Annotated in this window: 11 protein-coding genes; 6 read left to right on the top strand and 5 right to left on the bottom strand. The window is 64.9% G+C overall.

Annotated features, from left to right (window positions below):
• The first annotated feature begins 133 nt into the window (after positions 1-133).
• From CH285_RS06550 to CH285_RS06575, 6 genes are read left to right on the top strand one after another with little or no spacing between them, the layout of a single operon-like run.
• Complete coding sequence (locus CH285_RS06550; RefSeq protein ID WP_094644344.1) at positions 134-1150, top strand: LacI family DNA-binding transcriptional regulator; 1017 nt, start codon at positions 134-136, stop codon at positions 1148-1150.
• Positions 1147-2154, top strand: a complete 1008-nt coding sequence (locus CH285_RS06555) for a 2-hydroxyacid dehydrogenase (RefSeq protein WP_094644343.1) — start codon at positions 1147-1149, stop codon at positions 2152-2154. Before CH285_RS06550 ends, CH285_RS06555 begins: the two co-directional genes overlap by 4 nt.
• The gene (gene manD, locus CH285_RS06560; RefSeq protein WP_094644342.1) at positions 2151-3368 is read left to right on the top strand and encodes a D-mannonate dehydratase ManD; all 1218 of its coding nucleotides are present in this window, start codon (positions 2151-2153) and stop codon (positions 3366-3368) included. The genes CH285_RS06555 and manD overlap by 4 nt, the downstream gene beginning before the upstream one ends.
• A 4-nt stretch (positions 3369-3372) precedes the next feature.
• Entirely contained in the window at positions 3373-4890 is a 1518-nt protein-coding gene (locus CH285_RS06565) for a mannitol dehydrogenase family protein (protein WP_094644341.1), read from the top strand.
• 52 nt (positions 4891-4942) lie between these two features.
• Complete coding sequence (locus CH285_RS06570) at positions 4943-6307, top strand: MFS transporter (RefSeq protein ID WP_032370188.1); 1365 nt, start codon at positions 4943-4945, stop codon at positions 6305-6307.
• A 31-nt stretch (positions 6308-6338) separates the two neighbouring features.
• Positions 6339-7391, top strand: coding sequence for a zinc-binding dehydrogenase (locus CH285_RS06575; RefSeq protein ID WP_094644340.1), 1053 nt, complete (start codon positions 6339-6341; stop codon positions 7389-7391).
• Positions 7392-7398: 7 nt separating this feature from the next.
• Here the strand turns inward: CH285_RS06575 and CH285_RS06580 are convergent, their stop codons facing one another.
• The 5 genes from CH285_RS06580 to CH285_RS06600 all read right to left on the bottom strand — a co-directional run bounded on the left by CH285_RS06580 (position 7399) and on the right by CH285_RS06600 (position 12819).
• Positions 7399-7983, bottom strand: coding sequence for a hypothetical protein (locus CH285_RS06580; protein ID WP_027497630.1), 585 nt, complete (start codon positions 7981-7983; stop codon positions 7399-7401).
• A gap of 94 nt (positions 7984-8077) precedes the next feature.
• Positions 8078-9163: a glycosyltransferase family 4 protein gene (locus CH285_RS06585; protein ID WP_032368234.1), complete on the bottom strand. Its 1086-nt coding sequence runs from the start codon at positions 9161-9163 to the stop codon at positions 8078-8080.
• Between the two features lie 39 nt (positions 9164-9202).
• Complete coding sequence (locus CH285_RS06590; protein WP_255032536.1) at positions 9203-10468, bottom strand: hypothetical protein; 1266 nt, start codon at positions 10466-10468, stop codon at positions 9203-9205.
• On the bottom strand, positions 10455-11564 hold the full coding sequence (locus tag CH285_RS06595; RefSeq protein WP_094644339.1) for a glycosyltransferase: 1110 nt from the start codon (positions 11562-11564) through the stop codon (positions 10455-10457). Before CH285_RS06595 ends, CH285_RS06590 begins: the two co-directional genes overlap by 14 nt.
• Complete coding sequence (locus CH285_RS06600) at positions 11554-12819, bottom strand: hypothetical protein (protein ID WP_230592963.1); 1266 nt, start codon at positions 12817-12819, stop codon at positions 11554-11556. The genes CH285_RS06595 and CH285_RS06600 overlap by 11 nt, the downstream gene beginning before the upstream one ends.
• Positions 12820-12983 lie beyond the last annotated feature (164 nt).

Raw genomic sequence — 12983 nt, forward strand, 5'->3', positions numbered from 1 at the left:
GACGTGATCGCAGTCGAGTGTGTCAAACCCGGTCCCGGTTCGGACGAGGCCGCTATTGCGCAAGGCGTTGACAATATTGCGCAACTTCTGTCATCGTTGTGCTCGGCATCACAACGAACCCGGGAGGTGAACCGTGGCACCCACGCTCACGCAGGTTGCGCAACGTGCAGGTGTGTCGCTGTCGACGGCATCGCGCGCCTTCAGCAACCCGGATCGAATCGGGGCGGACACGTTGGCTCGGATCATCGCCGTCGCCGACCAGATCGGCTACGTCGCGGCCTCTGGTCGGTCCTCCGACACCAGGGTCGCGGCAACGACGGTCGCAGTCGTGGTACCCGACATCGGCCACACTGTCTTCGCGAGCTTCGTCAAGTCTGCGCAAGCGCAGGGCTGGCATCGCAGGCAGACCATCGTCCTCACCGACACCGACGGAAGCGCCGACCGTGAGCGTGAAGTGATCGGTGACCTGCAGGGCCGAGTCGACGCTCTGATCGTCTGTGCTCCACGACTACCGGCCGAGGACATCGTGCAGCTGGCGGGCGACACACCGCTGGTGCTCGTCAACCGATCATCGAGCGAATGTGATTGTGTCGTCGCCGATTCCGAGGACGGTATCCGGCAGGCCGTCGATTACCTGGCAGCTCTCGGTCACACGCATATCGCGTACGTCCAGGGATCGCCGCAATCGTGGTCCAACGAGCGACGCGTCGACGCCGTCGAACAGTTCTGTGCGGCGCGAGGAATCGTGCTCGATGTACTGGGGTGGCAGCAGGAAACCTTGGCCGGTGGCCATGCTGCGGCTGCCAGCGTCGTTGCCACGGGTGCTACCGCCGTCATGACCCACAACGACCCCATGGCCATCGGCGTCATGAACGGGGTTCGGTCGATGGGCCTGGCAGTACCGGAAGACCTCAGCGTCATCGGCATCGACGATTCGCCCCTGGCCGAACTCGCGCATCCCGCTCTGACGAGTATCAACGTTCCGATGGGCCGTGCAGGCCTGGTGTCGTCCGATCTGGTGTTCCAGCGGGCAGTCGAACCGGAGTCGTCGCCCAGAACCATCCATCTCCCTACCCAACTCGTGGTCCGCGGCTCATCGGGGCCCGCTCGGATCCGCACTCTCGCACCAGGAAAGGACGACACGAAATGAAGGTCGTCATCGCAGATTCCAACCTCCTACCGCATCGTGGCCGCTTCGAGAGCCGAGTCGCCTCCGATATCGAGCTGTCGTGGCACGAGAAGTTCGACGTCGATGCACTCGTCGCGGACATCGCCGATGCGACCGTGTATGTCGGCGGAAAGTTCCCGGCCGTTATGGCGGAGGCGGCACCCGATCTGCAGCTGGTGCACGTTGCGGGGGCAGGCACGGACGGCGTTTCCTTCGACGCTCTGAGCCCGCAGACATTGGTGGCCAACACTTTTCACCATGAGCGCTCGATCGCCGAATACATCGTAGCCACCGCCGTCGTCCTCCGGCGCGGATTTCTCGGGCAGGACCGCCTCATGCGGGAGGATCGGTGGGCGTCGCCGGTGTACGACCGGACGCTTCGGCAATCGAATTCGCTGGGTTCGGCAACGGTGGGATTCGTGGGCTTCGGTCACATCGGTGCACAGACGTGGCAGTTGCTGAGAGCCTTCGGTTGCCGGGGCATCGCGGTTACGGGAAGCGGATCGGTGAACGCTGCCGAGAACGGATTGGCCTGGGCCGCATCGACCGATCGTTTGTCCGACCTGATGACCGAAGCGGATGTCGTCGTGGTGTCCGCACCACTGAACGAGCGCACGACCGGCATGATCGGCGACACCGAACTCGCAGCTCTCGGACCGGACGGAGTGCTGATCAACGTCGGGCGCGGCCCCCTGGTGCAGCAGGATGCACTGTTCGACGCGCTGTCCGCCGGATCGCTCGGGAGCGCCGCCATCGACGTCTGGTACGACTACCCGTCGGCCGACGGCATCGGTGCCCCCTCGCGTCATCCGTTCCACACGCTGCACAACGTCCTGATGACACCTCATTCGTCCGGCATCACACGCGAAACCTTCGAGGGCCGGGTCGACGACATCACTGCCAACATCGGTCGACTCGCCGCGCGCGAACCGTTGACCGATGTCGTTGCCGGAGAGAACTTCACGGAGAAAGCAGAGCGCTCGTGACCGACAAGATCGTCGCCGCGGACGTCATCGTCTGCAGCCCCACGCGTAATTACGTCACACTCAAAGTGACCACCGCAGACGGCGTCGTCGGCTACGGCGACGCGACCTTGAACGGCAGGGAACTCGCGGTGGCGTCGTACCTGCAAGATCATGTCGCGCCGCTTCTCATCGGCCGAGATCCCGCACGCATCGAGGACACCTGGCAATACCTCTACCGCGGTGTCTACTGGCGCCGTGGGCCGGTGACGATGGCCGCGATCGGTGCCGTCGACCTCGCCTTGTGGGACATCAAGGGCAAATCCCTCGGGCAACCCGTCTACCAGCTGCTCGGTGGAGCCGTCCGCGACCGCATTCTCTCGTACACCCACGCCACCGGCTGGGACACGTCGGAATTGATCGATTCCGTCGATCGACGTCGAGCACAGGGTTTTCGCGCCGTGCGGGCCCAATCGGGTGTTCCCGGCCTGGAGTCCGTGTACGGAGTGCACCGAGGCGCGCAGGGATACGAACCCGCAGGCCGTGGTGCCGTTCCCGTCGAAGAGGTCTGGGACACCGATGCGTATCTCAATCACGTTCCCGGGGTGCTCGCAGCGGTGCGTGAACACGTGGGATCCGAGCTCAAGCTGTTGCACGACGCGCACCACCGGCTGACACCGCAACAGGCTGCGCGACTGGGCAAGTCGCTCGAGGACGTCGATCTGTTCTGGCTCGAGGACGTCACCACCGCCGAGGATCAGAGCGCCCTGCGGCTGGTGCGTCACCACACCACGACCCCGCTCGCGATCGGTGAAGTGTTCAACACCATCTGGGACTGCCAGCAGTTGATCTCCGAGAAGCTGATCGATTTCATTCGGGTGGCCATCGCGCATGCCGGCGGGATAAGTCATGTCCGAAAGATCTTCTCGCTGGCCGAGGTACACCAGGTTCGTTGCGGACCGCACGGGCCCTCCGACGTCTCGCCGATCACCCTCGCCGCGAGCGTGCACCTCGGAATGGCCACTCCGAACTTCGGCATTCAGGAATTCATGGGCTACGACCCACTGGTCGACGAGGTGTTCCCACACGCATGGTCGTTCGCCGACGGCTACCTGACCCCCGGTGACGCCCCCGGCCTCGGCGTCGACATGGACGAGTCGTTGGCGGCGCGGTACCCGTACGAGCCCGCGTATCTCCCCGTCGCTCGCCGCCTCGACGGCTCGATGACGGACTGGTGACGAGATGAGCGAATCCAGACTGACTCGTTCGGCACTCGCTCGCTCGGGGGCCGTCCCGGCACGACCGGACGGCACCGGGATCGTCCATCTGGGGCTGGGTAACTTTCATCGCGCACATCAGGCCGTGTACACCGCTGCGGCACTGGCGCAGGACGGCGGTTCGTGGGGGATTCTGGGCGTAGCGAACAGATCTCGCACGATTGTCGACGCCATGCTCGCTCAGGAACTGCTCTACGGCGTCGTCGAGATCTCGCCGTCGGGATCGAAGGTGAGCGTCCCCGGAGCACACACGGGAGCCATGGTCGCCGCCGACGACCCCTCCGCCGTCGTACGGGCCATTGCGGACGAGGACGTCCGAATCGTGACGATCACCGTCACCGAGCTGGGCTACACGCTGTCGTCCCGGACGGGCTCTCTCGACCTCGAATCGACTGCAGTGCAACAGGACTTGCAGCGGCCGGAAACGCCGACGACCACGGTGGGGCAGCTCGCGAGGGCTCTGGCGATGCGGGCGCGAACGCACGGGGCTCCGATCACCGTGGCCAGCTGTGACAACCTGCTGGGGAACGGTGATCGCACCGCTGCACTCGTGCGTCAGTTCTTGGACCGTTGCGGTGCGCACGACGTGCTCGAGTGGCTGGCGGCGGCGGTGACGTTCCCCAACTCCATGGTCGATCGCATCGTTCCGTCCAGCAGTGCGTTGTACGACGCCGAGTCCACCGCCGAGCTGGGCGCTGTGGACACCATTGCCGTGCCGGCGGAGCCGTTCACGATGTGGGTGATGGAGGACGAGTTCGCCGCAGGACGTCCCCGCTGGGAAGCCGGTGGTGCCGTGTTCACCGAGGACGTCGAACCGTACGAACTGATGAAGGTTCGACTGCTCAACGGAACTCACTCTCTCATTGCCTATCTCGGCGCACTCGACGGTCGCGCGACAATTCCGGACTCGATCGGTCGCCCGTTCGTGGAGGCCGCAGCTCGAGCAGTGTTGGTCGACGAATACCTCCCGACCGTGCCCGTTCCGGACGGGGTGGATATCGACGACTACATCGCCCAGCTGTTCGTGCGGTGGTCCAACTCCGCTCTGGGGCACAAGACCGCACAGGTCGGTTCGGACGGCTCTGCCAAGCTCGCGCAGAGGATCCCGGACCCAGCGCTCCATCACCTGAGAAACGGTGTTGTACCGCAACACCTTTCCTTGACCATCGCCGCCTATCTCTGCTGCGTGTGCCCGCCCGACGGTTTCGACCCGGGCCCGCATGCGCATGCGATGGCCGACCCTGCACGTGCGCGTTTGGCAGGACTTGCCGCTTCGGTAGCGTCCAGTGAGGATTTCGTCCGCTCGGTTCTCGAACGCGGCGACATACTCCCCGTCGAGTTGGCGCAGTTTCCCGAATTCATCACACGCACAGCGGAATTGATGGATACTGTTGTTCGTCACGGTCCGATGGCCGCAGCCGTCGAAGCGGCGAGTTCTTCGCTCCGCCCCGTCGTCACGGCATCCCGGACCACACTCGACTGACTCATTCTCCTTCCTTCGTTCGGCCGAGGCCGAAACTCACCCGAGGACAACCATGGACACGACCACAGAACCGTCAGATTCTCCCAGAATCGCTCCGGCCCAACATGATCCTTCCGCCGTACGACGCGCAGCGTGGGCCGGCCTCATCGGAACCACACTCGAACAGTACGACTTCGTCATCTACGGCACAGCGTCCGCGCTGATCTTCAACAAGTTGTTCTTTCCCAACATCTCCCCGGCGGCCGGCATCATTGCCAGCTTCAGCGCGTACGCCGTCGGCTTCCTCGCCCGGCCACTGGGTGGACTGTTCTTCTCACGCTACGGTGACCGGCTCGGGCGCAAGTGGGTTCTGGTCGCCACGCTGATGCTGATGGGCGGCGCGACCATGGCGATCGGTCTGCTGCCGACGTTCGAGCAGGTGGGACTACTGGCCCCGGTGTTGCTGGTCCTGTGCCGGTTCTTCCAGGGCTTCGGCGCTGGTGCCGAACAATCAGGTGGCGCAACGCTTCTGACGGAAACAGCCGCGATCGGAAAGCGTGGCAGATTGGCCGCTCTTGTCATGACCGGCGCGGCGCTCGGCACCGCTCTCGGAGCCATCGCCTGGATCCTTGCCCAGTTGCTCCCCGACGATCAGCTCATGTCCTGGGGCTGGCGCATGGTGTTTCTCAGCAGCATCCTGGTCACCGTGGCCGCGTTCATCATCAGGCGCAAGCTCAACGAGTCACCGGTGTTCCAGGAGCTGAAGGCGGCCCAGGAGCGACCCAAGGCACCGGTGAAGGAAGTGTTCACCAACGGCAAGCGACCGCTGTTCATCGTCATGTTCATGACCGTCGGCATCAGCGCTCAGTCCTACACGTACCAGGTGTTCATGGCCTCCTACATGAAGAACGACATCGGCGTCGATCCCACGTTCATACCCAAGGTTCTGCTCATCGGCGCAATCTGCGGCGGCATTGCGGCCTGGGGCTTCGGATGGCTATCGGACAAGGTGGGCCGTAAGCCCGTGTACATCGGGATCGTCAGCCTGCTCGTAATTCTTCCGGTTCCCACGTTCATGGCTCTCAGCACCGGTTCGCACGTACTGATCACCCTGGTGATGATCATCGGATTCATCCTGGCGTGCCAGGGGGCCGTCGGTGTCACGATGAGTTATTTCCCGGAGATCTTCGGGGCTCGATACCGGTACGCCGGAGTCACTCTCGGCCGCGAGTTCGCGTCCGTCTTCGGCGGCGGAATCGCTCCTCTGCTGTGCGCGGCACTGATCACCGCGTTCTCCGGATCCTGGGTCCCGGTCGCGGTCTACATGATGATCATGGCGGTCTCGGTGCTCGTCGCCGCATCCTTCGCACCGGAAACTCGGGACCGCGATCTGACCGATCCGGCCAACGCAACCGATCCGGTGCTCGACCGGGTCTGACCTGCCCACCTCGAACGGAACGGACGACACGATGACCACCGAACCGAATCCTGTGCCCGACAGAACGGTCGCCCTGATCGCGTACGGCACCGATGACATCCGCGTCGAAACAGTGGCGGTGGCCGACCCCTCGCCGGACGAGGCCATCGTCGCAATTGCCTACGGCGGAATCTGCGGCTCCGATCTGCACTACTGGAAGCACGGGGCGGCAGGGCAATCGGTACTGAAGGCGCCGATGCGATTGGGGCACGAGGCGTCGGGCATCGTGGTTCGGCGCGCAGGAGACGGCAGTGGCCCCGGTGAAGGCACCCCGGTCACTGTCCATCCGGCGACTCCCGCCGCCACCGGCGCGAAGTATCCGGTCGATCGTCCGAACCTGTCTCCCGGATGCCGCTACATGGGAAGCGCCGCGCAGGTACCGCACGACGACGGTCTGTTCATCGGTCACGTCGCCGTCCCGACACGAATGCTCAGAGTGTTGCCCGACGGTCTGGATCTGAGAATTGCTGCGTTGGCCGAGCCGGCGAGCGTCGCATGGCATGCCGTCGAGCGTGCTGGGGCGGTGTCCGGCAAGACGGTTCTCGTCGTCGGGACCGGTCCGATCGGTGCCCTCATCGTGGCGGTCGCTCGCCGAGCCGGAGCAGCTCGGATCGTCGCGGTCGACCTCGAGGACTACGCCCTGGAAGTGACGCGTCGACTCGGAGCGCATCGAACAGTCGACGCCCGAGACGGGACGGCAGTCGCGGCGGTCGAGGCCGACGTGACGTTCGAGTGCTCGGGCAACCACCATGGTCTGGCGTCGGCAATTAACGGCACGGCTCGCGGCGGTCGTGTCGTCATGGTCGGGTTACCTGCGGCGGGGCCTCAGCCGGTGCCGCTGTCATTGGCGATCACCCGGGAGATCGACCTGATCGGCTCGTTCCGGTTCAACACCGAGATGGACGACGTGATCCAAGCTCTGGCCGACGGTTCACTCGATGTGGCACCCGTCATCACCGCGGAGTATCCGGTGGCAGACGCCCTCGACGCGTTCGCGCTCGCCGCCGATGCATCCCGATCGAGCAAAGTCCTGTTGACGTTCTGACGGGCTACTACTCGAATTCGGTTCGTATCGACTGTGTCGTGAGCTGCAGCATCAGCACGAAGCCGGTCAGCGTCACTACGATCGGGGCCCACAGCACCACCGCCACGAAGGTGTCCACATCCCGTTCCAGCACTATGTACACCGCGACGATCGACGTTCCCAACAGGCACAGGGCGATGTGAGCAGCGAGTCGCCATTTGTCGAAGAAGAACCCGGCCAACATTCCCATCGGGATGAGGAAGGTGCATTTGCCGAGGGTGACTTCCGGCGCGAAATTCGCGGTGATGGTGGCTCCGAAGATCGACAGATCGGCGATGACGACGAAGGCGAAGGCTTGCCCGAGCGTCGGCCACGGTCCGAACCACCAGAACGCGCCCATGACGTACGCGGCGATCATGCACGTCCATTGCACGATCGCGGGGATGGGGGTGGTCGCGCCGTACCCGAACGCCAGCTCGAGGGTGACCACGACGGCCATGGCCAGGGCGGCGGCGGACACGATCCGCTTGACGAGCGTCGTGACAGCGAGCGACGTCATCACGCCCATGCCCCATTGGTAATGCTCGTTGGACCTCGTCAGTGCGCGAGTCACAGTGCCCCCTCGTTCCAATCGGGAGTCGATTGAAACACAGTCGCACCGCTCGACGTTCGGCTTTCACCGTGTTCTGGCCGACGGTGCGGCACGATCAGCTGGTCAATTGGTGTAACAGCTCCGGCAGTGTCTCGCTGATGTCGTGCCGGCTGGCCACCCGATAGCGGGCGGCCTCACCGAGCAGCCGCCGTCGATCGGCGTCGTCGACCACCGCCGAGACGGCGGCAGCGAGAGCATCGGAGTTGCCGGGCTCGACCAGAATTCCAGCACCGTCGGCGAGGAATTCGTGCGTGCCACCGTGATCGGTTCCGATCACCGGCAATCCGTGCGACATCGCTTCCAAGACCGACAACGGACCTGCCTCGGGAGAAGTACTGGCCGACACGACGACATCCCACCTGCGAAGAGCGGACTCGGCATCGGTGTGTCCGAGGAACTCGACACGTCCGGCAAGATCCGGTTCCGCGGCGCGCGCGCGGAGTTCGTCGACGTATTCGCGATCACCGGGGAAGCTTCCCCCGGCCAATTCGACTCGGACGTCAGGGAGCATGGCGACGGCGTCGAGCAGCACGCGGTGCCCCTTCCATGGCGTCAACAACGCCAGCATCCCGACGACCGGCGGAGAGTGCAGCGCACCGCCGAACCGCGGAACCGGCCACGGCACGCCGTTGTGTGACACCACCACGGGGAGGCCGGCCTTTCGGAGCGGTTCTGCGGTGGCCTCGGACACCGATACCGCAACGCGAACGGCCGGCCGGGCGAACCGGACCACCACACGCTGCTTGAGAGAGGTCATCGTGTCGTGGACGAGCCACGACGCCCCGCGAGCGGGCCGCGCAAACCGCGCCACCGGAAGCGCGAACAGCGAGTTGACGACCGTGGCGGTGCCCGGTGCGCGGGCGATCGTGCGCACGGCGCGCGCCGCCCCGACCCATCGTGCGACCATCCTGATCGCCGCGATACCGCGCGCGGCACCACGTTGCCCACCCAGTCCGAGCTCGTCGATGCGGACGTGTCGCGTCGTGTCGGGCAGGCGATCTGCCAATGGGCCTGCAGGGCAGGCGATCACGGTGGCATGGCCGCGACGCGTGGCCTCGTCGATCAAATCCAGCAGCACCTTCTCGGCACCGGACACCTGGCCGGTGTGCGCGAGGAAGAGAACTGTCGATTCGTCGGTCATGTATCGGCCCGTCTGTGCGGCAAAGGTGGTTCTGGCTGATCAGTACGCATCGCGGAGCAGTGCCACTGGGTCTTCACACATTCTGCGTAGCGCTGCATCCATGACGGCCACATCGACCATCTTGCTGCAGAACGAGGCCGTATAGGTTCGCCCACCGGCGATTTCGGCGATGAGCATCGTGCAGCCGTCCGGACCGTCCGGTTCGAGCGACGCGGCCATCTGCGGGGGCCTGCCGTCGTCGGCCCAGTCGAGGTGGTCGAACACCCGCACTTTCCCGAGGTCGCTCACGGCCAGCCGCAAGGTCTCGGGTACCTCGACGACCGAATTCTTGTCCTGCGACGGTGCAGACGGCCGAATGCGTGACGCCACATCGCGAAGATGTGACATGCCCAGTACCGCGATGGGCCAGCCGGATTCGATCACCTCACGCATCGATGCGGTGATTCGGACGGGTGTCGTGTCGGCAGGAAGATGCAATGGGATGCCGACGGCAAAGTTCCCGTGCGCGCCCTGCTGGGCCGGATCGAGATAGCGGCGGCTGTTGAACAACACCATGATGTGCTCGTCGATGTCGACGGATTCCGCTCGTAGCGCCGCGCTCCACAGGGCAATCGAGATCGACGCAGCGGTCGCTCCGGGCAGGTTCTCCGCAGTCCAGTTCTTCAGCTCGTCCACGTCGGCTTTGCTCATGTACCCGGCCCGGCTGACCTTTCCGTCTTCCCAGTTCTCGATCCGACGACGGGGACCGGACCCGCCGTCCGCTGCGCGCCGGTGTCGAGCACGCAGGGACCAGAAGTCCGCCAGCGTCTTCGGATGCCGAGAGTAGTGCCGCCACAGAGCTTTCCAGGTCGTGCTCGGTGGCAAGCCTGCGGCGAGGCCGGGAACCAGTGATCCGTCGGCATCGTCGCAGAATGCCGCCAACATCAGGACGCCGATCTGGCCGTCCCCGATTCCGTGCGAATAGTCGATGGCGAGGTGATCGTCGAACACGACCACCTCGAGTGGACCGCGAGCACCTTGTCGCGACCGAATGTCGGTGAGCATCTGCCCCAGGTCTTCGGTGCCGCCACTGCTCGTGGTGACATTGTCGCCGGCGATGTTGCTGCGGTAGCGCCACCGTCGAGCATCGGAGCGTGGTTCCAGCGCGATGTGCGGCTCCGCGTCGACGTGTTCGGCGGCGGTGAGCGTTCGACGCGTCCGCTCGATGTCGAGACCGCGGACGGGCCCGACCGCGGTGACTATCCGGGTGTCGGCGAAGACGCGATCCAGTGCAGTCGAGCGATAACTACGCTCAGCGGACGGCATCGACGACCTCCTGCATTCGACTGCGGAAGTTGGCCCGTGAGAAGCCTTCCGCCCATCTACGAATGGCGGCGCGATCGTAGTCGGCCGGGTCGAACGAGCGCATGGCCTCGGCGAACCCGGCGATGACGGCCTCGTCGGAGCCCGGCTGTACATGCAAGCCGGTCTCACCGGGAATCACCGAGTCCACGGCCCCGCCGTCTCCCAGTGCGATGACCGGTGTTCCGGTGGCCATGGACTCGACCGGGACTATGCCGAAATCCTCCACTCCGGGCATCAGCAGGGCGCGCGTCGTGCGGTGCAGTTCGAGAAGCTTCTCGTGCGAAACCCGCCCCAGGAAGGTCGTTTTGGGTCCGGCCAGTTCCCGGCAGGCGTTCATTGCACGGCCGTCTCCCGCCACCACGAGGGGAACGTCGGCCTCGGCGGCGGCGCGCACCGCGATGTCCGGACGCTTGTAGGGGACCAGGCGGCCGGCAAGCAGGAAGAAGTTCTCACGCTCGATCGACGGATCCGGCGCGAAACCCTCGGTGTCGACCGGAGGATGGACCACCACGGCGTCGTCTCGGCCCCACCAGTCATCGATGCGGCGAGCGACCGCCGTCGAATTGGCCACCACGGTCGTCAGTTTCGGTGCGGCGGCGATCTCGCATCGACGGGCAACGGCCGACAGTGCCGTCAGTATCGCTGCTCCGGCTCTGCCGCCGCCTTCACCTGCGCGAAGTTCGGGATCCCAGGCCCATCGTGCGGGACTGTGCACGTAGGCGATCACGGGGGAGTCGGTGGCGAACACGGCCTGAGTCGCGAAGGCATGATGGCTCACCACGACGGCGTCGTAACCGCGCAATGGCATCCGACGAAAGGCCAACGGCATCATCGGAAGAACGGGTGCGTACGACCGTTGGCCCAATGCGTTGTACACCCGATTGAGGGCGGACGTGTGCGGCGCGCGGCTGATTCCGGACGGAACCCCGGACGGGCGGGAGATCGGTGCGAACACTTCGGCAGCGGGCCAGTGCAAGGCCAGCTGTTCGATGACGTGCTCGGATCCTGCGATCTCCGTGAATCTTTCGTGTACGACGGCAATTCTGTCAGCTGGCATGGCGTTGGCCTTCCGGCGCGATCGTCTGCGCGGTCTGTTCTGCTCGTCGGGTCGAGTTCTTGTTCTGCAATACCAGGTGTACGGGAATGTCGAAGTCGTCGAGCCGTCGCAGCGCCGCAGTTGCTGCCTTCTTGTCCCGTCCACGCTTCGACACCAGCACAACGACGGTCTCGACGTCACCGACGTCGGTGTACTGCCACCACTGCTCCGACAGGCCGAATTCGGCGGTGGCTCGATGGTGGCCGGTGGTCGGTCCGTCGCCGTGCGTCGACTCGAAGACTGCACCGTCGCCGACCAGGACGAGAATCACGCTGTCGCCCTTCGGGGCTGCGTGTCGCGCACTTCTCGATGCCGGTCGGTCGCCACGCTCGAGGGCAGCGATCCGGGAAGCCACGACGGGCGGTACCGTGTCGCCGGTCGCCGGGTCGAAGTGTGCACCGTATTTCCGGGACACCCGACGAGCCCAGGAGCGAGAGGGCTTGCGGCCGAGCCTTCCTCGAAGCAACACGATCAGTTCGGCCGCGACGATGAGTGCAGCCAGAGCTGCGACGAGTGCCTCCGAGACCGGTTTCGGTGAGACCGGAGTTGTACTCTGCTCTGGTTTCGACAACACGACCAGTCGATCTCCGCTGGCAGCTGCTTCGAGTTCGCTCTGCTGGGTGCGTAGTTGGGCCAGTTCGGACAGTGCCGCAGGTCGACTCGGATCGTCGGCAGGCAGAGCGTCCACCCGAGCCTGTTGCGCGTCGACGGTGGACTGCCCCTCGGCCGTTCGTTCCTGCGAGTCGCGGATCGCGTTGGCGGAGGACGTACTTGCCATCGTCGACACCATCGCCTCGGCCAGTTCCGCGGCGAGTTCGGGAGATCGGGTCGTCACGGTCACTGTCAGCAGCGCGGGTGAGGTGCCAGGAGACAGTTCGACGCTCGAGGCCAGTTGCGACGCGTCCATATCGGCGTCGACCTGTTCCAGGACCTGATCGAGAACGCCGCGATCGGTGGCCAATTCGATGAACGGTGCGCGCATCTGCTCGATGAACGCGTCACCGGGAACGAGCGTTTGGGCAGGTTCGATCTCCGCGACGATCGACGCGGCGTACTGCTTGTCGGTGAGTTCGCTCCTGAGGTAGAACATGCCTGCACCGACCAACACGGCAATGATCACGGCGGGCAGCAATGCCCGGCCGAGTTCGCGCATGTGTCCTGCGAGGTCGATCGGTGGGGGCACGTCGCCCCGGTGTACGGCATCGTGGACGGACATCAACCGCGTACCCTTCCGTCGTCGATGCGAGCGGATGGACCGCTTCGGTGGTTCGTGGAGCCGACAGGCTCGATGATAGCTGGGTGTGGACACAGTCCGCGTAGCCGTGCCGACTGCGAATGAAACTGCATCTCAACGACATTGGAATAGCAGGGGCGGCGGTC

The sequence above is a fragment of the Rhodococcus sp. 05-2256-B1 genome (genome assembly GCF_002258465.1).
Taxonomy (GTDB): domain Bacteria; phylum Actinomycetota; class Actinomycetes; order Mycobacteriales; family Mycobacteriaceae; genus Rhodococcoides; species Rhodococcoides fascians.

What these genes read in the sequence shown, in the direction of transcription:
- CH285_RS06600 (WP_230592963.1), bottom strand. Translation starts at nt 12,819, where the DNA reads ATGTCCGTCCACGATGCCGTACACCGGGGCGACGTGCCCCCACCGATC.
- CH285_RS06570 (WP_032370188.1), top strand. Translation starts at nt 4,943, where the DNA reads ATGGACACGACCACAGAACCGTCAGATTCTCCCAGAATCGCTCCGGCC.
- CH285_RS06595 (WP_094644339.1), bottom strand. Translation starts at nt 11,564, where the DNA reads ATGCCAGCTGACAGAATTGCCGTCGTACACGAAAGATTCACGGAGATC.
- CH285_RS06575 (WP_094644340.1), top strand. Translation starts at nt 6,339, where the DNA reads ATGACCACCGAACCGAATCCTGTGCCCGACAGAACGGTCGCCCTGATC.
- CH285_RS06565 (WP_094644341.1), top strand. Translation starts at nt 3,373, where the DNA reads ATGAGCGAATCCAGACTGACTCGTTCGGCACTCGCTCGCTCGGGGGCC.
- CH285_RS06590 (WP_255032536.1), bottom strand. Translation starts at nt 10,468, where the DNA reads ATGCCGTCCGCTGAGCGTAGTTATCGCTCGACTGCACTGGATCGCGTC.
- CH285_RS06555 (WP_094644343.1), top strand. Translation starts at nt 1,147, where the DNA reads ATGAAGGTCGTCATCGCAGATTCCAACCTCCTACCGCATCGTGGCCGC.
- CH285_RS06585 (WP_032368234.1), bottom strand. Translation starts at nt 9,163, where the DNA reads ATGACCGACGAATCGACAGTTCTCTTCCTCGCGCACACCGGCCAGGTG.